This is a genomic window from Micromonospora sp. WMMD998 (assembly GCF_029581235.1).
Classification (GTDB): Bacteria; Actinomycetota; Actinomycetes; order Mycobacteriales; family Micromonosporaceae; genus Micromonospora.
Map to the genome: position 1 here is coordinate 1793952 of NZ_CP120740.1, position 20662 is coordinate 1814613.

17 protein-coding genes and 1 tRNA gene are annotated in these 20662 nt (G+C 72.7%); 6 read left to right on the forward strand and 12 right to left on the reverse strand.

All coding sequences use genetic code 11. The annotated features are described in order from the left end of the window. The first annotated feature begins 20 nt into the window (after window positions 1–20). Window positions 21–1355: an NAD(P)/FAD-dependent oxidoreductase gene (locus O7619_RS08600; protein ID WP_282286839.1), complete on the forward strand. Its 1335-nt coding sequence runs from the start codon at window positions 21–23 to the stop codon at window positions 1353–1355. On the opposite strand, the gene O7619_RS08605 is transcribed toward O7619_RS08600, so the two are convergent. Beyond that, window positions 1342–3180 carry a hypothetical protein gene (locus O7619_RS08605; RefSeq protein WP_282286840.1) on the reverse strand — a complete coding sequence of 613 codons (1839 nt, stop codon included), beginning with the start codon at window positions 3178–3180 and terminating at the stop codon, window positions 1342–1344. The genes O7619_RS08600 and O7619_RS08605 overlap by 14 nt on opposite strands. Before the next feature lie 103 nt (window positions 3181–3283). On the opposite strand from O7619_RS08605, the gene O7619_RS08610 reads away from it, so the two are divergent. From O7619_RS08610 to O7619_RS08620, 3 genes are all read left to right on the forward strand, one after another. Further along, window positions 3284–3364: transfer RNA gene (locus tag O7619_RS08610), tRNA-Leu, on the forward strand. Window positions 3365–3475: 111 nt separating this feature from the next. Then, the gene (locus tag O7619_RS08615) at window positions 3476–4309 is read left to right on the forward strand and encodes a Bax inhibitor-1/YccA family protein (protein ID WP_282286841.1); all 834 of its coding nucleotides are present in this window, start codon (window positions 3476–3478) and stop codon (window positions 4307–4309) included. A gap of 95 nt (window positions 4310–4404) precedes the next feature. Further along, window positions 4405–4725, forward strand: coding sequence for a hypothetical protein (locus tag O7619_RS08620; RefSeq protein WP_282286842.1), 321 nt, complete (start codon window positions 4405–4407; stop codon window positions 4723–4725). A gap of 511 nt (window positions 4726–5236) precedes the next feature. On the opposite strand, the gene O7619_RS08625 is transcribed toward O7619_RS08620, so the two are convergent. The 4 genes from O7619_RS08625 to O7619_RS08640 are packed head-to-tail and all read right to left on the reverse strand — an operon-like array spanning window position 5237 to window position 9938. Beyond that, window positions 5237–6721, reverse strand: a complete 1485-nt coding sequence (locus tag O7619_RS08625; protein WP_282286843.1) for a CYTH and CHAD domain-containing protein — start codon at window positions 6719–6721, stop codon at window positions 5237–5239. Window positions 6722–6761: 40 nt separating this feature from the next. Next, on the reverse strand, window positions 6762–8024 hold the full coding sequence (locus tag O7619_RS08630) for an acetyl-CoA C-acetyltransferase (protein ID WP_282286844.1): 1263 nt from the start codon (window positions 8022–8024) through the stop codon (window positions 6762–6764). A 58-nt stretch (window positions 8025–8082) separates the two neighbouring features. Then, the gene (locus tag O7619_RS08635) at window positions 8083–8895 is read right to left on the reverse strand and encodes an SGNH/GDSL hydrolase family protein (protein WP_282286845.1); all 813 of its coding nucleotides are present in this window, start codon (window positions 8893–8895) and stop codon (window positions 8083–8085) included. Next, window positions 8892–9938: an SGNH/GDSL hydrolase family protein gene (locus O7619_RS08640; protein ID WP_282286846.1), complete on the reverse strand. Its 1047-nt coding sequence runs from the start codon at window positions 9936–9938 to the stop codon at window positions 8892–8894. Before O7619_RS08640 ends, O7619_RS08635 begins: the two co-directional genes overlap by 4 nt. Window positions 9939–10069: 131 nt before the next feature. Between O7619_RS08640 and O7619_RS08645 the strand changes: the two genes are divergently transcribed. Both O7619_RS08645 and O7619_RS08650 read left to right on the forward strand, forming a co-directional pair. After that, window positions 10070–10426 (forward strand): YkvA family protein, encoded by a 357-nt coding sequence (locus tag O7619_RS08645; protein WP_282286848.1) that lies wholly within the window; start codon window positions 10070–10072, stop codon window positions 10424–10426. 74 nt (window positions 10427–10500) lie between these two features. Continuing rightward, window positions 10501–11871 carry a cystathionine beta-synthase gene (locus O7619_RS08650; protein WP_282286850.1) on the forward strand — a complete coding sequence of 457 codons (1371 nt, stop codon included), beginning with the start codon at window positions 10501–10503 and terminating at the stop codon, window positions 11869–11871. 64 nt (window positions 11872–11935) lie between these two features. Here the strand turns inward: O7619_RS08650 and O7619_RS08655 are convergent, their stop codons facing one another. From O7619_RS08655 to msrA, 7 genes are all read right to left on the reverse strand, one after another. After that, window positions 11936–12445, reverse strand: a complete 510-nt coding sequence (locus O7619_RS08655) for a GNAT family N-acetyltransferase (protein ID WP_282286851.1) — start codon at window positions 12443–12445, stop codon at window positions 11936–11938. Further along, on the reverse strand, window positions 12442–13371 hold the full coding sequence (locus tag O7619_RS08660; RefSeq protein WP_282286852.1) for a ribonuclease Z: 930 nt from the start codon (window positions 13369–13371) through the stop codon (window positions 12442–12444). Before O7619_RS08660 ends, O7619_RS08655 begins: the two co-directional genes overlap by 4 nt. Window positions 13372–13649: 278 nt before the next feature. Continuing rightward, the gene (locus O7619_RS08665) at window positions 13650–14834 is read right to left on the reverse strand and encodes an osmoprotectant NAGGN system M42 family peptidase (protein ID WP_282286854.1); all 1185 of its coding nucleotides are present in this window, start codon (window positions 14832–14834) and stop codon (window positions 13650–13652) included. Continuing rightward, window positions 14831–16669, reverse strand: coding sequence for an N-acetylglutaminylglutamine synthetase (gene ngg, locus O7619_RS08670; protein WP_282286855.1), 1839 nt, complete (start codon window positions 16667–16669; stop codon window positions 14831–14833). Before ngg ends, O7619_RS08665 begins: the two co-directional genes overlap by 4 nt. A gap of 2 nt (window positions 16670–16671) precedes the next feature. Next, window positions 16672–18462 carry an N-acetylglutaminylglutamine amidotransferase gene (locus tag O7619_RS08675; protein WP_282286857.1) on the reverse strand — a complete coding sequence of 597 codons (1791 nt, stop codon included), beginning with the start codon at window positions 18460–18462 and terminating at the stop codon, window positions 16672–16674. Window positions 18463–18712: 250 nt separating this feature from the next. Then, window positions 18713–19468 (reverse strand): hypothetical protein, encoded by a 756-nt coding sequence (locus O7619_RS08680; RefSeq protein ID WP_282286860.1) that lies wholly within the window; start codon window positions 19466–19468, stop codon window positions 18713–18715. 529 nt (window positions 19469–19997) lie between these two features. Beyond that, window positions 19998–20657: a peptide-methionine (S)-S-oxide reductase MsrA gene (gene msrA / locus O7619_RS08685; protein WP_282286862.1), complete on the reverse strand. Its 660-nt coding sequence runs from the start codon at window positions 20655–20657 to the stop codon at window positions 19998–20000. Window positions 20658–20662 lie beyond the last annotated feature (5 nt).

The window sequence follows — 20662 nt, forward strand, 5'->3', positions numbered from 1 at the left end:
CCCCGGGGAAAGATGGAGGCGTGAATCCGAAGCGGATCCTTGTCGTGGGTGCCGGGCACGTCGGCCTGTACGCCGCTCTGCGTCTGTCCAAGAAGCTGAGCTCGCGTGAGGCCGAGGTGGTCGTCGTCGACCCGCAGCCGCACATGACGTACCAGCCGTTCCTCCCGGAGGCATCGGCGGGCAACATCTCCCCTCGGCACGCCGTGGTGCCGCTGCGGCGGGAGTTGCGCAAGTGCACGGTGGTGGCCGGCACGGTCACCCGGATCGACCACCACCGCAAGACCGCGGTGGTGCAGCCGATCAGCGGCCCGGCCCGGGAGATCCCGTACGACCACGTGGTGGTCGCCCCCGGCTCGGTCTCCCGTACCCTGCCGATCCCCGGGCTGCACGAGAACGGCATCGGGTTCAAGACCATCGGCGAGGCCATCTTCCTGCGCAACCACGTGCTGGACCGGCTCGACGTGGCGGCTGCCACCACCGACCCGGAGGTCCGCCGCCGGGCGCTGACGTTCACCTTCGTCGGCGGCGGCTACGCCGGCATCGAGGCGCTCGCCGAGATGGAGGACATGGCCCGGGACGCGCTGCGCTACTACCCGGAGCTGACGCCGGCGGAGATGCGCTGGGTGCTGGTCGAGGCGACCCAGCGGGTGCTGCCCGAGGTCGACCGGGACATGGGCGCCTACACGGTGCAGCAGCTCATGAAGCGGAACATGGACATCCGGCTGGACACCCGGCTGGAGTCCTGCGTCGACGGGGTGGTCGAGCTTTCCGACGGGGACACCTTCCCCTCCGACACGATCGTCTGGACCGCCGGGGTGAAGCCGTCGCCGATGCTCGACGCGACCGACCTTCCGCGGGACGAGCGCCGCCGGGTCACCTGCCTCCCGACGCTCCAGGTCGTGGACGGCGACCGGGTGGTCGACGGCGCGTGGAGCGCCGGTGACTGCGCCGCCGTGCCGGACCTGACCAAGGAGCCGGGCAACTTCTGCTCGCCGAGCGCCCAGCACGCGGTGCGGCAGGCGGCCCGGATGGCGGACAACATCGTCAACGTGGTCCGCGGGCGCGAGCCGGTCGACTACAAGCACAAGCACGTCGGCAGCGTCGCCAGCCTCGGCCTGCACAAGGGCGTGGCGCAGGTCTACGGCATCAAGATGACCGGCTGGCCGGCCTGGTTCATGCACCGGACGTACCACATGTCGCGGATCCCCTCGCTCAACCGCAAGGTCCGGGTGGTGGTCGACTGGTCGCTGGCGTTCTTCCTCAAGCGTGAGGTGGTCGCACTGGGGCAGTTGCACGACCCGCGCGAGGAGTTCGCCGAGGCGTCCGCCCCGCCGGTCGGCGCTACGCGGGGCTGAACCGCCAGGTCCAGGCGTCGGCGACTCGGGTGCCCGGCCCGAACAGCGCCTCCAGCGTGCGACGCAGCAGGGGCGCGTGCGGTGCGTCGTCGGTGAGCGCGACGCACGACGCGCCCCAGGCCGCCACGTCCCGGGCCGCCTGGCGGCGCTGCCGGTCCCCGACCGCCCGCGGCACGCCCTGCCGGGCCACGTCGGTGAGCAGGGCCGAGGTGGGGCGCTGCCAGGTGCCCATGGTGGCCGAGCCGCCCCGCCCGTACGGGCCGATGAAGAAGCCCTCCGGCATGCCGAACTCGACCCCGGCGGCGGTGGCCCAGCGCATCGGCCCGGGATCGCGCGGGGTGGCCGTCGGCACCGGCACCAGCACCCCGCCGGGGCGTACGCACTGCCGCCAGTGGCCGCCGGTGACGAACTCGGGCAGCGGCGGCCGGTCGACGGTGGGCAGCGGCGTGGGGAACACGCTGAGCAGGGCTGCGCCGACCGCGAGTGGCACCACCCGGCGGGCCGGACCCGGCTCGCGCAGCGCCCGGTGCACGGCGAGCGTGAGCACGGCGCCGACGAGCGGCAGCACGGCCAGCGCGAAGCGCGTCGGCAGCGCGCCGTCCACCACCGGCAGGCCGTCGAGCAGCGCGTACGGGCCGGGCACGCCGGTCCGCTCGCCACCGGCCACCACCTCCGGGCCGAGCGCGAGCGCGGCCATCACGAGCGCCGCGGTCACGATGGCGCGCACCAGCGCCCGCCGCCCCGACCAGACCGCGCAGCCGACCGCCACCAGCAGCAGCGGCCAGCCCAGGAACGTGGTGAACTCGGCCGGACCGGTGGTCAACCGGACCGACTCCGGGCCGCCGAACACGGTGAGCGCGGAGAGCCTGACCCAGCCGGTCAGGTCGGCGGAGAAGTAGGCCGCCGGGAACATCCCGTCCGCGACGCCCCGCGGGCCGGCGAACTGCACCCGGAGCGGGTACGCCAGCACCAGCAGCGCCAGCCCGGCGGCGCAGAGCAGCCCACCGGCGAAGCCGGGAAGCGCGCGGCGCGCCAGCTCCCGGTCGGCCAACCCGTACCCGAGCGCCATCACCGCCAGGGTGAGCGCGGTGAGGAAGAGCACCTCCTCGCCGACGAAGACCTGCACGCTGACGACGGCGGCCAGCCCGACCGCCGAGGAGACCATCCGCCGACGGTCCGGGCCGCCCGGGCGGCCGGCCGGGTCCGCGGCGCGCAGCAGCCGGACCACCAACCAGACGACCACCGGCACCAGCCACTGCGCGGTCATGTGCAGGTGGCCGTTGCTCTGCGAGACCATGCCCGGCCCGAAACCGCAGAGCGCCGCGCCGAGCCCGGCGGCGGGCCGGCGGGCCCGCAGCACCCGGCTGAACAGCAGATACCAGGCGAGCGCTGTGCCGGCCAGGTTGCCGGCCACCAGCAGCGCGAACGTGACCGGCGCACCGAAGGCCAGGGTGACCGGCGCCAGCGGCACCCCGAGCGCCAGCACCGAGGTGTTGGCCAGCAGATTCACCCCGTCGGGCGCGTTGAGCCGGTCGGTGACCAGGCTGAGGTCGCCGTGCAGGGCGCGCGCGTCGAGCGCCAGGAACCACTCGTAGAGCGTCTGGTCGGCGGGGTTGAGCGCGAGCATCCGGCTGCCCGGCGCCGACCACAGGTGGTGGGTGAGCCAGCCGGCGAACCCGGCGTACGCCAGCCCGACCAGCAGGTCCGCGCCGTGCCGGCGGGCGGCGGCCCGCACCCGGGCCAGCCGCGCCCCGACGGCTGGCGGCGCGGGGTGGAGCGCCTGGTCCGGGCCGGACGCCGGGGCCGGGCGGGCGGCGCTGGTCACGGCCCCGACCCTAGCGGCCACACCGCCGGGGTACGCCGAGGCGCGGCGCAGCCGCTACGGTGAGATCTGCACCGCCACGCGCGTCGACGCGCCGGTGTCACCCGCCCGGGTGGTGGAACGGCAGACACGGCCGCCTTAAAAGCGGCTGCCGCAAGGCGTGCGGGTTCGACCCCCGCCCCGGGCACCCCGAACTCTCAGGTTTCCCACAGCTTCGCGCCGCACACGGGTTGGCCTCCCCGTCTACCCTGGAGGCGCACGTCTGCGTGCGAACGACCCCCTGAGGGAGGCCTGAGAAGTGAAGTCCACGAACCCGGTGCTCGCCCGGCTCGGCCAGGCGGCCGAGCGTGAGCGGGCGACCGGGTACGCCCAGCCCGGGCCGTACGGTCAGCCCGGATACCCCCAGCAGTACCCGCCGCAGCAGCCCTACCCGGGCGCCTACGGCCAGCCGGCGGCCCCGCCCGCCGTGACCCCGATGACCATCGACGACGTCGTGGTCAAGACGGTCCTCATGCTCGCCCTGCTCGGCGCCGCGGGTGCCGCGGCGTGGGTGCTCGTGCCGGACGCCCTGGCCGGCGTCGCCTGGATCGGCGCCGCAGTGGTCGGCCTGGTGCTGGGCCTGATCATCTCGTTCTCCCGGATCGCCAACCCGGCGCTCGTGGTGGCGTACTCGATCGTCGAGGGCGTCTTCGTCGGCCTGGTCAGCAAGGCGTTCGAGTCGCTCTACGACGGCATCGTGCTCCAGGCGGTGGCGGCCAGCTTCGGCGTCTTCTTCCTGATGGCCATCATCTACAAGGCGCGGATCATCCGGGCCACCCCGAAGTTCGCCCGGATCATGATGGCGATCATCGCCGGCCTGTTCGGCGTCATGCTCGTCAACCTGGTGCTGTCGCTGTTCGGCGTGAACACGCACCTGCGCGACGGCAGCCCGCTCGCGATCGGCTTCAGCCTGGTCTGCATCGTGGTGGCGTCGCTGAGCTTCGTGCTCAACTTCGCGCAGATCGAGGAGGGGGTCCGGATGGGACTCCCGCAGCGCTACGCCTGGACGGCCGCGTTCGGCATCGTGGTCGGCCTGGTCTGGCTCTACCTGGAGATCCTGCGCCTGCTCAGCTACCTCCAAGGCGACGACTGACCGTCCGCCTGCCCGTCCGCCGACGCCCGCCTGCCACACCCCGTGGCGGCGGGCGTCGCCGTTTCCCTGCCCGTCCGACCGTAGACTCGGCGGTGATGAGCGCAGCGGAGCTGGACCGGGCGGTGACCCTGCTGGTCCGACAGGTCGGGCACTGGCAGCAGCCGCGCTGGTCGGCCCCGGCCGAGGGGGGCAACGTGTCCCGGGCCGACCTGGTGCACAAGCTGGTCCAGGAGATCGCCAACCTGGCGGCGGACGTGGCCGGCGAGCCGCGCCGTCAGGTGCCCCGGCTCCCCAGTGACCTGGCCCTGCCCGACCAGCTCCGGGTGGTCGCCGCAGACCTGGTCGTGGCCGACCCGCCGGAGCCCGTGCTGGCCGGCGCCGCCGAAGCGGTGACCCGCACCCGTTCCGCTCTCTAGCGGCAGCCGTCGGACACGGCGCACCTCGATGCCGGCGTGCCTTCGGGCGCTGGCGTGGTCTGGAGGTTCCTGACGCTGTGCCCGGCCGGGATGTCGCAAGCCGGTCCTGTCACACGGCGGTCGTCGCGGTGAGGTGACGCCTCTACCCGAACGGGTGCCTCTCCGGGCGCTACAAACTTGATGACGTGAATGGATCAGCCGGCAGTGTGAGGTCCGGAGTTGCCCTGCCGGGTAGGTGCGGCGTCGGGCAAGGCGGGGGCGAGGGCCGGGTGGGGCCAAGGTCCGGTTGGACACGGCCGCTGTCCACGCGGACCGAGGCGCTGTCCTGACTCATCTGCGTCATCAAGTTTCTAGGCGCCGACAGAGGCCCTCCCGCCGCCGCACGGGAAGGCCGTCTCAGGGCCGGAGCTGACGCAGGAGCCGGCGGGAGGCCGCCGGGCGAGTGAGAAGGTCGTTGCCAGGCCCGTCGGAGGACTCTGCCAACGCATAACGGCGCCCGGCAGCCCAGCGGTCAGCGGGTCAGCCAGCGGCGTACCCTGCGCCGCCGGGCCCGGTCCCGTGCCCGCAGCACCGCCGGCAGGTCGTGCCCGGCGGTCTCCGCCTGGCGGGCGTGCAGCAGGCCGTAGGTGAACGTGTTCTCGCCCTCGGCGTACGCCCGGAGCGCGTGGCGGAGCAGCACCTCCCGGGTCACCACCGAGTCCTGGTGCGTGCCGAGCAGGTCCTGGAGCCGCTTGAACCGCTTCACCAGGCGGGCGGCCGGCTTCCCGGCTGCCGCCTGGCGCACCTCCACCGCGTACCGGGCCGCCTTGTACTTCTTGCGCGCCTCGTGCAGGGCGGCGTCCCCGGCCGGTCCGCCGCCGGCGAGCGCCCGGTCCAGCCGCTCGTCGGCGCGGCGCACCGCGCGGCGTATCCGGCGGTCTGTCCAGCGACCGTCGACCTCGCCCGCGGTGCCGTCGAGCAGCCGATCCAGACGGGTCAGCAGCTCGGGGTAGCGGTCGGAGTCCAGCGCGGCCCGCAACGCGGTGATCGCCTTCGCCAGGTCGGCGGCGAACCGTTCGCCGATCCGCGCGGCGACCGGGCCGAGCACCAACTCGTCCGGCAGCTCGTGCATCGCCGCAGCCAGCCGGGCGGCCATCACCTGGTGGTCGCGCACCGCACCCAGCTCGCCACCGAGCCAGCGCAGCTCGGCCCGCGCCGCCTCGCTCTCCCGCCGGGCCCACAGGCCGCGGAACGTCCGCAGCGTGGCCCGGAGCCGGCGGACCGCCACGCGCATGTCGTGGACGGCGTCCTCGTCCCCCTGGTACGCCGCCGCGTGGTTCGCGACGATCGTGTCGCGCTGCTCCCGGGCGTACCCGATGACCGGCCCGGCCGCGTCGGCGGGCGGCCGGTCGTCGACGCGCGCGAGCCGGTGCGCGACCGCCCGGTGCGACTTGCTGACCGGCACCTCGCGGGCGCCGGCCCCGGACAGCCGGGCGGCCACCGCGTCGAGCAGGTCCTCGTCGCCGTCGATCAGCTCGACCTCGACCTCGTGCCAGCTCTGCGTGGTGCCGTCGACCAGGTCCTCGGACCGGACGTCGTCCTCGGCGACCTCGGCCAGCACCCGGCCGCCGGAGTCGAGCAGCCGCCGCTCCCGGCGGTGGTTGACGATCCGGGCCGCCGGCGCCACCGGTCGGCCCCGGGACGCGCCCCGGATCAGCGCGACCAGCTCGGCCGGCGGGCCGGCGTCGGACGCTCCGGCCGGGAACTGGTGCTCCACCCGCGCGCCGCCGACCGCGCCCACCTTCAGGTGCCAGCCGGCGTCGTGCCCGCCGGTACGCCGCCGCAGCGCGTGGCCGCTGCGGAGCAGCCGCAGGTCGTCGGTGTCCCAGTAGACGGCGTCCAACTCCAGGGCGGTGGCGTCGGACACCGTCGCGACGCCACCGCACCCCGCCAGGTCGGGCAGCCGGAACCCGTCATCGCCGGAGAACTTGCGCTCGCGTTCCACGACGGTCCCCATGCCGGGTGCGGTACCCGCTTCGCGCCGCCGCGAATCGGCCTCAGGTGAGCCGTTCGAGCACCATGGCCATGCCCTGGCCGCCGCCGACGCACATGGTCTCCAGACCGATGGTCCGGTCGTGCCACTCCAGCGCGTTGAGCAGGGTGCCGGTGATCCGGGCGCCGGTCATGCCGAACGGGTGGCCCACCGCGATCGCGCCGCCGGCCACGTTCAGCTTCTCCTCCGGGATGCCGAGCTGCCGGTACGACGGGATCACCTGGGCGGCGAACGCCTCGTTGATCTCCACCAGGTCGACGTCGTCGATGGTCATGCCGGCCCGCTTGAGCGCCTGCTTCGACGCCTCGACCGGGCCGAGCCCCATGATCTCGGGGGAGAGCGCGGTGACACCGGTGGAGACGATCCGGGCCAGCGGGGCGAGGCCCAACTCGGCCGCCCGGCCGGCGCTCATGATCACCACCGCGGCGGCGCCGTCGTTGAGCGGGCAGCAGTTGCCGGCGGTGATCCGGCCGTCCGGGCGGAACACCGGCTTGAGCCCGGCCACCGCCTCCATGGTCACCCCGGCACGCGGGCCGTCGTCGGTGCTGACCACGGTGCCGTCCGGCGTCGTGACCGGGGTGATCTCACGGGCCCAGAAGCCGTCCGCGATCGCCTTCTCGGCCAGGTTCTGGCTGCGGACGCCGAACGCGTCCATGTCCTCGCGGCTCACGTCGTACACCTGGGCCAGGTTCTCCGCGGTCTGACCCATGGCGAGGTAGACGTCCGGCAGCGCGCCGGCCTCCCGCGGGTCGGTCCACACCTCGGCGCCGGCCTGCGCGCGGGCCTGCGAACGCTCCCGCGCCGCGGCGAAGCGCGGATTCTCCCAGCCGCCGCCGACAAGCGCCTGCGCCTCCGGCGGCAGCGCGTCCGAGTTGCCCCGGGCGTACCGGGAGACCATCTCCACCCCGGCGGAGACGAACACGTCGCCCTCGCCGGCCCGGATCGCGTGCATCGCCATCCGGGTGGTCTGCAACGACGAGGCGCAGTAGCGGGTCAGCGTGGCGCCCGGCAGCCCGTCCAGGCCCAGCAGGGTGGCGACCACCCGGGCCATGTTGAAGCCCTGCTCCCCGCCGGGCAGACCGCACCCCAGGTAGAGGTCGTCGATGGTGGTGGGATCGAGCGCCGGGACCTTGTCGAGGGCGGCCTGGACGATGGTGGCGGCGAGGTCGTCCGGGCGGACCTCGCGCAGGGAACCCTTGAACGCGCGGCCGATGGGGGACCGGGCGGTGGCGACGATGACGGCGTCGCGGGGCGACTCAATCGGCATGAGCCAACGTTAACCCGCCGGTAACTTGCGGTGGAAGCCACGCGCCGGGCGGGAAATGTCACCCCGCCGGCGGCCGGCGGTGGTGCCGGAACGCGACCGCCGCGGCGGCGGCGACCGCCGGGAGCAAGGCGTGCGCCCAGACCCGGTAGCCGTCCGCGGACGGATGGAAACCGTCGTGGCACAGCGTGCCGGCGTCGGCCCGGAACACCGGGCCGGTCTCGGTCCCCAGGTCGACCACGGTGCCGCCGGCGTCGAGCACGGCCACCGTCTGGGCCCGCGCCATCCGCCGCCCGGACCAGCCGAGCACCTGGCGCAGCGGGGCGGCGACCGCGCGTACCGCGCCGAGGTCGGGGCAGGTGCCCACCACCACCTCGACGTGCGCCTCGCGCAGCCGACGCACCGCCGAGCCGAGGTAGGCCGCCGCGTCGGCCGGGCGACCCAGCGCGGTGGCGTCGTTCGCCCCGATCAGCACCAACGCCACGTCGGGCCGCTCACCGAGCAGCGCCCGGGCCACCTGGGTGGCCAGGTCGGTGGCGCGGGACCCGGAGACCCCGACGCTCGACAGGTGCACCCGCCGGCCGGTCGGCCCCTCGGCGAGCAGGTGGGCGAGTTGGCCACCGATGGTCTCCTCGAACCGGTCCACACCCACGCCGAGCGCCGACGAGTCGCCGAGCAGCACCAGCCGCAGCGGCGGCGCGTCGGCCCGGCCGATCGTGGCCCGCAGCACGAGACCCAGCTCAGGCTGCGCGTACTCGCGGCTGCGGGCGACGACGGCCTGGCCGGCGAGCACCGCCGCGCCACCCACGGTGCCCGCCAGCAGCGACAGGGCCGCGGCCCGGCCCCACCGGGCCGCCTCGTTCGTTCCACTCATGCCGTTCCCTCCAGCGTGGCCGGGTCGGCCGCGGTGCCGGTGGGTGGCACCGCGCCGACGCCGAAGAAGGCCCGTCGGCGAAGCTGCGCCCACCGGCCGCCCGGCCCGCGGTCGCGGCCTCGCAGTTGGGCGCCGGTGACCTCCGTGCCGGCGTGCCGGGCCGCCTCCTGAGCCGCCTCCGGAAGCGACCGTACGCCCTCCAGCCCGCTGAGCGAAGGACGGCGTTCGGGCACCGCCTCCAGCGCCGAGAGCACGGTGGGCAGCAGCGCCGCCGCAGCCATCGCGTACCCCTCCGCCGAGGGATGGAACCGGTCCCAGGCGAACATCCGGCCGGGCTCGGCGGCGAACCGCGGCCCCAGCAGGTCGCCGAGGGAGACCGTCCGGCCGCCCGCCTCCACCACCGCCACCGTCTGGGCGGCGGCCAGTTGCCGGCTCCACCGCCGGGCCAGCCAGCGCAGCGGCGGCTGGATCGGCCGGATCGTGCCCAGGTCGGGGCAGGTGCCGACGACCACCTCGCAACCGGCGGCACGCAGCGTGCGGACCGCGTCGACCAGGTAGCGCACGGCCAGCGCCGGCGGGGTGCGGTTGGTGACGTCGTTGCCACCGACCAGGATCACGGCGATGTCCGGCTCGACCTCCAGCGCGGACTCGACCTGCGGCTTCAGCCCGGCCGACAGGGCGCCCACCACGGCGAAGCGGTGCAGCCGGACCGGCCGGTGCAGGCGGCGGGACAGCCCGGTGGCAAGCAGGGAGCCGGGCGTCTCCCGACGCCGATAGACGCCGTAGCCGGCGGCGGAGGAGTCACCGAGGACGACCATGGTGACCGGCGGGCCGGGGAACCTCGCGCCATAGACGCCGTCGCAGCGCGGTGGTGGGGCCTGGGCCATCGGGATGGTGCGCCGGGCCTGCCGGGCTTGGCCGAGCAGCACCCCGCCGGTGGCGGCCGTGGCCGCCACCGTGGCGCCCGTGCCGATCGCCGCCAGGCGGGCGATCTGCCGGGCGCGTCGCCGGCGGACCGGCGCCACGGAACCAGCGTCCCCCATGAACCGACAGTATCGCGCCGGCACGACCGTCGCTGTCCTTGATCGGGTGGCTGGACGGTGACCGTTCTGGGTATCAGTGGGGTGGACTTGCCCCGGTGGCGCACCCTGGTCCGGCGGAGAGAGGCGGAAACATGGGGAAGACGTTGAAGCGCAGCGCTGCGTTCGCCGCGCTGGCCCGGGCACTGGCGGCCGGCGCGCGACGCGGGCCGTCGCTCGGCGCCCGGATGGCGGCGCTGCCCCGGATGATCCGGGCCACCAGCCGTGGGGAGTACGACGGTGGGCTGCGGCTGGCGCTGATGGCCGGGGCGACGGCGTACATCGTCTCCCCGATCGACCTGCTGCCGGAGATCCCGTTGGCGATCTTCGGGCTGGCGGACGACGCGGTCATGGTCACCTGGCTGGCCGGCAGCGTGCTCGCCGAGACGGAACGGTTCCTGGAGTGGGAGGCGCGCCGTAGCTCGGTCATCCCCGGGCATGTGGCCCCCTGACGGCACGTACGCTGGGCGACGAAACCGGCCGACCGGCCGCCCCACGACGGCGGCGCGACGAAGGGCACAACGAGGTGCAGTACTACGACAACGTCGTCGAGCTGATCGGCAACACCCCGCTGGTCCGCCTGCGCAACGTCACCGAGGGCATCCAGGCGACCGTGCTGGCGAAGGTGGAATACGTCAACCCGGGCGGCTCGGTCAAGGACCGGATCGCGCTGCGCATGGTGGAGGACGCCGAGAAGGCCGGCATCCTCGGGCCGGGCGGCACGATCGTGGAGCCGACAAGCGGCAACACCGGCGTCGGGTTGGCCCTGGTGGCCCAGCTCAAGGGCTACCGCTGCGTCTTCGTCTGCCCGGACAAGGTCAGCCAGGACAAGCAGGACGTGCTGCGGGCGTACGGCGCCGAGGTGGTGGTCTGCCCGACCGCCGTCGCGCCGGAGGACCCGCGCTCCTACTACAACGTCTCCAACCGGCTGGCCCGGGAGATCCCCGGCGCGTGGAAGCCGGACCAGTACAGCAACCCGGCCAATCCGCGCTCGCACTACGAGACCACCGGCCCGGAGCTGTGGCGGCAGACCGCGGGCAAGATCACGCACTTCGTGGCCGGTGTCGGCACCGGTGGCACGATTTCCGGCATCGGCCGCTATCTCAAGGAGGCGTCCGAGGGCCGGGTCAGGGTGGTCGGCGCGGACCCGGAGGGCTCGGTCTACTCCGGCGGCAGCGGCCGGCCGTACCTGGTCGAGGGCGTCGGTGAGGACTTCTGGCCGACGACGTACGACCGCGGGATCGCCGACGAGATCGTCGAGGTGTCGGACAAGCAGTCGTTCGAGATGACCCGGCGGTTGGCCCGCGAGGAGGGGCTGCTGGTCGGCGGCTCCTGCGGCATGGCCGTGGTGGGCGCGCTGGAGGTGGCCCGCAAGGCCGGGCCGGACGACGTGGTCGTGGTGCTGCTGCCGGACGGCGGCCGGGGCTACCTGTCCAAGATCTTCAACGACCGGTGGATGGCCCGGTACGGCTTCCTGGCCGACGCCGGCACCGAGCCGACCGTGGCCGACGCGCTCGGCAACAAGCCGGGTGGCCTGCCCGAGCTGGTGCACGTCCACCCGACCGAGACGGTCCGCGACGCCATCGACTACATGCGCGAGTACGGCGTCTCCCAGCTCCCCGTGCTGAAGGCCGAGCCGCCGGTGGTGACCGGCGAGGTGGCCGGTTCGATCGCCGAGAAGGACCTGCTCGACGCGCTCTTCACCGGCCAGGCGCACCTGCACGACACGATCGAGCGGCACATGGGCGAGCCGCTGCCGATGATCGGTGGTGGGCAGCCGGTCAGCGAGGCGGTCGGGCTGCTGGAGAAGGCCGACGCGGCGCTCGTGCTCGTCGACGGTAAGCCGCGGGGCGTGCTGACCCGTCAGGACCTGCTGGCCCACCTCGGCGCCCGCTGAGTCAGCGAGTGGGTGTTAAGAGGGGGCCCCTGCTCTACCAAAGGCGTTAACAAGGGGCCCCTCCTTACACCGCACGGGTGTAGCGGAGCTGGGGGACGGTGACGGAGCCGATGTGTTCGGTGAGGTGGCCGCCGGTGGCGTGCCAGCCGCCGCGCTCGTAGAAGCGGCGCGCGGCGGCGTTGTCCCGCAGCACCCACAGCGCGGCCCGGGTCCAACCACGGGCCCGGATCGCGGACAGGGCGTCCACCATCAGCGCCCGGCCGGTGCCCCGGCCCCGTTCGTCCGGCTCCAGGTGGATGGCGCTGAGCAGCCCGGTCGCCGGGTCGCCCTCGTCGTCCGGGCCCAGATAGCTGAAGCCGACCAGCCGCCCGTCCCGCTCGGCCACGATCATCCGGTGGTCGGCGCCCTCCCAGGTCAGCCGTTCCACCCAGTATCGGCCCATCGCCTCCGGGGTCGGGTCGGCAAGTGCCTCCGGCGGCAGGAACGACGAGTATGCCGCCACCCGGGAACGCTGGTGCAGAGCGCCGACCGCCATCAGGTCGGCCTCGGTAGCGGGCCGTAGGGAGAGCGTCACTCCGGCGACGGTACTCGTCGGGGTGGCACCGGAACCGTGCCCAGGTCCTCGGCGATCACCAGCTCGCCGGTGAAGTGCTCCCGGGCCTCGTCGTGGAATCGGCGCGGGTCGGCGTACCGCTGGGAGAAGTGGGTGAGCACGAGCGTGCGTACCCCCGACTCGGCCGCCACCCGCGCGGCCTGGCCGGCGGTGAGGTGGCCGACCTCGGCGGCGAGCGCGGCCTCCGACGCCAGGAACGTCGACTCGATGACCAGCAGGTCGGCGTGTTCGGCGAGGGCGTACACCCCGTCGCAGAGCCCGGTGTCCATCACGAACGCGAATCGCTGCCCCGGTCGGGTGACGCTCACCTCGTCGCGGCTGACGCGACGCCCGTCGAGGTCCAGGTGGCCTGCGCGGAGCAGCTCTCCCACCGCCGGACCGGCGATGCCGTACGCGGACAGCCGCTCCGGGAGCAGCCGGCAGCCGTCCGGCTCGATCAGGCGGTAGCCGTACGTCTCGACGGGGTGTCGCAGCCGGCGGGCCTCAAGCGTGCCGATGCCGAGCGCGACGCGCTGCCCGTCGGCGTGGATGGGCTCGACGGCCAGCTCGGCGGTCTCGTGGAAGCTCGACGCGTGGCGCAGCCGGGCGAAGTATTCGGTGCCGCCGGCCGGGAAGTGCACGGCCACCGGGCGTGGCACCCGGTCCAGGGAGAGCCGTTGGATCATGCCGGGCAGCCCGAGGCAGTGGTCGCCGTGGAAGTGGGTGACGCAGATCCGGGTCAGGTCGGTGGCGGTGACGCCGGTGTGCAGCATCTGGCGCTGGCTGCCCTCGCCCGGGTCGAAGAGGATCACCTCGTCGTCCCAGCGCAGCAGGTAGCCGTTGTGGTTGCGGACCCGGGTGGGGGCTTGGCTGGCCGTGCCCAGAACCACCAGCTCACGCATGGACAAGGCCGCCTCCCGACATGAAGCGACCCCCGGGGCTTCCGCGCTCGCGCGCGGGCCGGCTGGACTGTGGCCGGCACCCCGGGGGTCGGGTGGCTGTCGTGGTTTCGCCGCACCGCTGCCACACGGTCTCGACGATCGTTCTTCACTGTCGAGGACAGCGGCTAGCGGACAGCCACCTCACGAGTCCGATTGCTATACAAGTCTGGACCACCTCCTTTCCCGTGTACCGCCACGCTATCCACTCCCCGGCGGCCTCGGCAACGGATTTCGATCACAGACGTCTACTCCACGCCGATCGGGCCCTCGCGCGGGCCGTCGATGTGCGCGGGCTGCACCGCCAGCGACGGGAAGTCGGCCAGGTCGCCCTCCGGCTCGGCGTCCCACTCCGGGAACACCAGCGGGCTCTGCAGATAGAGGCAGAGCAGTTGGGTGAGGTGGTGCAGGCCGTCCAGGTGGGTGCGCTCGTGGCCGTGGGTGGCGTCCACGCCGAAGCCGAGCAACGCCACCCGGGCGTGCGCCCCGGCCTCGACCGCCGACGCCGCGTCCGAGCGGTAGTAGTCGAACACGTCCCGGACCAGGTCGACGCCGTGCTCCTTGGCGATCGAGGCCAGGTTGCGGGTGAGGTGGTAGTCGAACGGACCCACCCCGTCGCCCATGGCCAGGGTGGCGGCGTTCTCCCGGGACTGCTGGCCGGGCGCGACCACCGCCGCGTCCACCGAGACGATCTCCGCCACGTCCGGGTCCAGCCCGTGGCTGGCGCCGTGGCCGATCTCCTCGGTGACGGTGACCAGCAGGTGCGCGCTGACCGCCGGGGTCACACCGGCGTCGACCATCGCCTTGAACGCGGTGAGCACGGCGGCCACGCCGGCCTTGTCGTCCAGGTGCCGGGACTTGACGTACCCGCTGGGGGTGATGGACGGGTTCGGCAGCAGCGCGACGAAGTCCCCGGTGTCGATGCCGAGCGCCCGCAGGCCGGCCTCGTCGGTCACCGGCTCGTCCACCCGGACCTCGACCAGCTCCCAGCCGACGCCCTGGAGGTCGACCGCCTCGTTGTAGCGGTGCCCGCTCGCCTTCAGCGGAAGTATTTGTCCGGTGACCACCCGGTCCAGGTGGTCGGTGAAGACCCGCACGTGGGCGCCCTCGGCGAAGCGGGCGCTGTGCGTGCCGATCGGGTTGATCTCCAGCCGGCCGTTCTCCTTGAGCCGCTTGACCATGCCGCCGATGGTGTCGGTGTGCACCACGACGGCCCGGTCCGCCCCGGTCGACCGGGGGCCGGGCAGGCAGGCGCTCAGCGCCCCGCGCCGGGTCAGCGTGGAGCTGATCCCGAGCGCGGAGAGCCGTTCGCCCACGTACTGCTGGATGTGGTCGGTACGCCCGGACGGGCTGGGGATCTCCAGCAGTTCCACCAGCACCTGGCGCAGGTATTCGAGGTCGAGCTTGAGCGGTTCGGGTTTCCGTGCGGTCATGCCCCAGAGCCTGCCGCACCGGCCGGCGACCAGAGTCGCTGCGGTGCCCGCGTGCCCGGGAAGAGGAGGTCGACGAACCGTTCGGCGGTCGGTTGCGGCTCGTGGTTGGCCAACCCCGGCCGTTCGTTGGCCTCGATGAAGACGTGTTCCGGCGCGTCCGGGGCGGGCACCAGCAGATCCAGCCCGGTGACCGGGATGTCGAGCGCCCGGCTGGCCGTCACGCACGCCTCCGCGATCGCCGGGTGCAGCTCGGCGGTCACGTCGTGGATGGTGCCGCCGGTGTGCAGGTTCGCCGTCCGCCGGACCGCCAGCACCTGCCCCTCGGGGAGCACGTCGTGCATCTGGTAGCCGGCCTCGGCCACCACCTCGCGGGTCATGCCGTCGATCGGGATCCGGGACTCGCCGCCGGTGGCGGCGGCCCGGCGGCGGCTCTGCCGCTCGATCAGCTCGGTGACGTCGTGCACCCCGTCGCCGGTGATCTGCGCCGGCCGGCGCACCGCGGCGGCCACCACCTCGTGGTCGATCACCACCACCCGCAGGTCCTCGCCCGCGCGCAACTCCTCGATCAGCACGTCCGGGCAGAACCGCCGGGCCAGCTCGACGGCCGCGGTCAGCGCCTCCGGCGTCCGCACGCCGACGGTGATCCCGTTGCCCTGCTCGCCCCGCGCCGGCTTGACCACCACCGGGCCGACGTCGGCCAGGAACGCCACGTCGTCGGGCTCGCCGGTGGCGGTGCGCCCGCGCGGCACCGACAGCCCCGCCTCGGTGAGGATGCGTCGGGTGACCCGCTTGTCGTCGCAGCGGCTCATCGCCACCGCCGAGGTCAGCTCGGACAGCGACTCGCGGGTGTGGATGGTCCGGCCGCCGCTCGTCAGCTTCAGCTCACCCCAGTGCGGGTCGGTCACCTCCACCCGGATGCCGCGCCGCATCGCCTCGTCCGCGACGATCTTGGCGTACGGGTTCAGCTCGTCGTACCCCGCCGGCATGGCGGGCAGGAACAGCCGCTCGTTGATCGGGTTCTTCCGCTTCACGCAGAGCGTGCCGGTGCGGTGGAAGCCGAGCCGCTCGTAGAGTCGGATCGCGCCGGAGTTCTCGGCCAGCACGGACAGGTCCACGTACGCCCGGCCGCGCGCGTCGAGCCGGTCGGCGAGCGCGGTGAGCAGCGCCTGACCGGTGCCGGGCGGCGCGGTGTTGAAGTCCACCGTCAGGCACCAGAGGCTGGCGCCGTTCTCCGGGTCGTCGAAGACCGCGACGTGGTCCACGCCGGTGATGGTGCCGACCACCTCGCCTGTCGCGTCCTCGGCGACCAGGTGCAGGAACCGCTCGGTGCCGGCGTTGTCCACGAGCACCTCGACCGGGGCGGTGACCATGCCGTTGCGGGCGTAGATCCGGTTCACCGCGTCCGCGTCGTCGGCGTCACGCAGCGGTCGGATCGTCAGTCCGGGGATGTCCTCACCCTCGGTGGCCGCCGGCCGGCGCTCGCCGAGCGGCAGCCGGTAGGTGAGCGACGGGTCGATGAACAGCTCGTCCGGCAGCCGGGAGACCAGCACGTGCGGGTCGCGCAAGTAGATGCAGATGTCCCGGGCGCCGTTGGCCTCGGAGCGCAGCACGTCGGCCACGTGGAGCTGGTCGGTGAAGGTCTGACCGAAGACCAGCCGACCCCAGCCGCAGTCCAGCACCACGCCGGAGGCGTCCGCGGACTCGGCGGAGGGCCGGCGCGGCTCCGGCGTACCGGGGGCGACCGGGTCGCCGCCCGGGCCGGTGCGTTCCCGGCGCCGGCCCAGCACCCGTTCCCGGTCGGTGCGTGCCGTGCCGGTGGCGAGGGTGTCGGTCACGGTCAGTCGATTCCGTGGCTCTGGAGCCACATTTCCAGGAGTCCCAGTTGCCACAGCTTGTTTCCGTTCAACGGGGTCAGTTCGGCATTCGGGTCGGCGAGCAGCGCGTCGACGTAGTCGGCGCGGAACAGGTCGCGACGGCGCGCCTCCGGGGCGTTGAGCGCGTCGCGTACCCGGTCGAGCAGCTTGCCCTCCAGGTGGGTGAGTCCGGGTACGGGGAAGTAGCCCTTGGGCCGGTCGATGACCTCGTGCGGCAGGACCCGCCGGCCGATCTCCTTGAGCACGCCCTTGCCGCCCTGGGCCAGCTTCAGCTCCGGCGGGCAGCTCGCGGCCAGCTCGACGAACTCGTGGTCGAGGAACGGCACCCGGGCCTCCAACCCGTGCGCCATGGTCATGTTGTCGACCCGCTTCACCGGGTCGTCGGTGAGCATGACCTGGGTGTCGATCCGCAGGCCGGCGTCGACCGCGGTCTGCGCGCCCGCCCGGCCCAGGTGCGCGGCCACGAACTCACGCGCCGGGTCGCCGTCGGCCAGCCACGCCGGGTTGAGCACCCGGGCCAGCCCGGCCGCGTCGCGGTCGAAGAACGCCTTGGCGTACGTGTCGAGCGCCGCCTCCCGGTCCACCCCGGCCAGCGGCGGATACCAGTGGTAGCCGCCCAGGATCTCGTCCGCGCCCTGACCGGACTGGACCACCTTCACGTGCCGGGCGACCTCCTGGCTGAGCAGCCAGAACGCCACGCAGTCGTGGCTGACCATGGGCTCGCTCATGGCCGAGACGGCGGCCTCCAGCGGCGGCAGCAGGTCGCCGGTGGGCACCCGGATCTGGTGGTGGTCGGTGCCGAACGTCTTCGCCACCAGGTCGGAGTAGACGAACTCGTCGCCCTCCCGGCCGCCCACCGCGTCGAAGCCGATGGAGAACGTGCCCAGGCCGGAGCGGCCCTGCCCCTCGCCGGCCAGCAGCGCGACCACCAGGCTGGAGTCGAGGCCGCCGGAGAGCAGCACGCCCACCGGCACGTCGGCCACCATCCGGCGGCGTACGGCGGTGGTCAGCGAGTCGAGCAGCGCGTCCTGCCAGTCCCGCTCGGACCAGCCGGCCCGCTCGTCGGCCCGGCCGAAGGCCGGATCCCAGTAGACCCGCTCCCGGGTGGTGCCGTCCGCCTCGTACACCTTGACGGTGGCGGGCGGCAGCTTGGTGACGCCGCGCAGGATGGTGCGCGGCGGCGGCACGATGCTGTGGAAGCTGAGGTAGTGGGCGAGCGCCACCCGGTCGATGGTGGTGTCGACGCCGCCACCGGCCAGCAGCGCCGGCAGGGTGGAGGCGAAGCGCACCACGCCGGGGCTCTCGGCCAGATAGAGCGGCTTGATGCCGAGCCGGTCCCGGGCCAGCACCAGACGGCCGGTGTCGCGCTCGCTGATCGCCACCGCGAACATGCCGATCAGGTGGTCGACGAAGTCGAGGCCCCACTCGGCGTACGCCTTGACCACGACCTCGCTGTCGCCGGCGGAGAAGAAGCGGTGGCCCTTCGCCTGAAGCTCGGCGCGCAGCTCGCGGTAGTTGTAGATGCAGCCGTTGAAGACCCCGGTGAGGCCCGAGCCCGCATCCACGATCGGTTGGCCGCTCGCCGCCGACAAGTCGATGATCTTGAGGCGCCGGTGTCCCAGCGCGGTCGGGCCCTGCGACCAGACGCCGCTGTCGTCGGGCCCTCGGTCACTCATCGTGGCCGCCATCCGCTCCACGGCCGAGACGTCGGCACGTGAACCGTCACGGCGGAACTCTCCCGCAAGTCCGCACATACGAGCCAATGCTGCCAGAGCTTGTTGCAGTTCGCCTGTTGAGACGATGACGAACGTGTGACAGCTTGCTACAGTGCGCCGTCACCGAGGGTGGTTGCCCGTCACGCCGTCGATTCCTGCCCTCCGGTGCCCGATGCCGGAAATGCGCCGGGCCCGCGGTGTGACGAACACCATAGGCTTGGCCCCGACGCCTTCGGGGAGTCACCAAGCTTGATCGTCCGGCGGTAGTTCGCTGCTTGTCCCCCGATTCTCAGTCCGAGGTGCGCTGCCTTTCCGCTGAGTACCGGAGTCTGCTGATCGTGCCCACCGTCACGACGACGATGAGGCCGACCGTCCCCATCCAGATCGCCGCTCCGCTGTCACTGGAATTCCGGGAAGCATCGAGTTCCCTCTTCCGCAGCTCGCCGACCTCGTCCACCTGCTTCTGATACAGGATGCGCGCGAGATCTCTGTCGGCCGAGGCGGGTGGAGTCGTCGGCCAAGCGGGCAGGTCGCGGCCTTCGATCGAGCGGCCTGCCCCTACGGTCATCGAACTCTTGATCTCAACAAAGGGTGCGGCGAGAAATATGACCCCGATCGCCAGTGCCGAGACGCTCGTGTGCAGTAGCCAGATCCGTCGCATCGACAGCTCCGACGCAACCTGGCTGAATAACGAATACCTGGTGAAGGCGCGCAGTTCTCGCTGACTGACCAGGGTGCGATCAAGTGGAGCCACGAAGGGAAACTTGTCGCCGGTCCCGACGAGTCCTGAATATGCGGCACAGCAGGCGATCGAGATGCCGATGAAGGCGGGAGTCAGGAGACCTCGGGCGGGAAACGGGCTCCGCGTCACCGAAAAGCCGACCGCCAGCACGCCGCTGTAGATCGAGACTATGGCGGCACCCGACTTCTGCACCATGTCGGCAGCGTTGCGGGACCTGTCGACCGCGCCTGCGGCCAAGTCGTACGTCTTGTCGTAGAACTTCTTCCGTGCCTCCTCGTCAACCTGCTCATCGGCCTCGTTCATCTGGAGGGCGTAAGCTGCCTCGGCTTGTTCCCGCCTGCGGGCACGTGCGCCCCGTCCCACCGTGTCGCGCATCGGTTATCGTCTCGGCGCCGGAGCGTCTCCCGATCCTCCGCCGCCCTGATATCTGTTCAGAACGACATATTTTCCGAGGAATGTCCGGTGCACCGGGACGCCGCTCATGGTGTGCCAATCCCCATCGGCGTTGTGGCAGTATTCACCGGTGTCCGCCCGCTTTAGGTCGCGGGGCCGGACGAACTGCTGGCACATGTAACACCGAACCATGTGGGCTCCTGCCTTTACTCGCATCCGGGTGGCGGCACGACATGCGGCTTCGTCTGAACTCTGCACAGCTGAAAACTGAAGAGTAGGAGACGTTAGCGATTGGCCCGGTGGCGGCGGAGCTTTGGTCCAAGATCTGACAGGCGTCTGCGACCGTTGGCCGGCAGACACACGTATGGGTGCCATGGAGGTTCTGCGGCATGCGGCAGTTCTGGCGCGAATCCGCGGATCCGCGCCAGAACTACTCGGATCAGGCCGTCCTGGCCACACCGACCGGGCAGCTCAGCCCGTTCGGACCGTGGTTGCAGTAGCCGTTCGGATTTTTCGTCGGGGCCAGGTACTGCTGGTGGTAGTCCTCGGCGAAGTAGTAGTCGCCAAGCGGGGCGATCTCCGTGGTGATCTCACCCTTGCCGGCCCGCGCCACGATCGGCGCGAACGCCTCCCGGGACGCCTCGGCAGCGGCGCGCTGCTCGTCGGTGGTGGTGTAGATCGCCGAGCGGTACTGCGTGCCCACGTCGTTGCCCTGGCGCATGCCCTGGGTCGGGTCGTGGTTCTCCCAAAAGACCTTGAGCAGGTCCTCGTAGGTGATCGTCGACGGGTCGTAGACCACCTGGACCACCTCGGCGTGCCCGGTCATGCCCGAGCAGACCTCCTCGTACGTCGGGTTGGTGGTGAAACCGCCCGCGTAGCCGGCCGACGTGGTGATCACGCCGGGGAGGGTCCAGAACAGGCGCTCGGCGCCCCAGAAGCAGCCCATGCCGAAGACGGCGACCTGCGCGCCCTCGGGGAAGGGACCCTTCAGCGAGGCGGGCAACACCTCGTGCCGGTCGGCGACCGGCATGGCGAGCGGACGGCCCGGCAGGGCCTGGTCAGGAGCGATCATCTCGGCCTTCATGCGGCGGAGGAACACGGTGG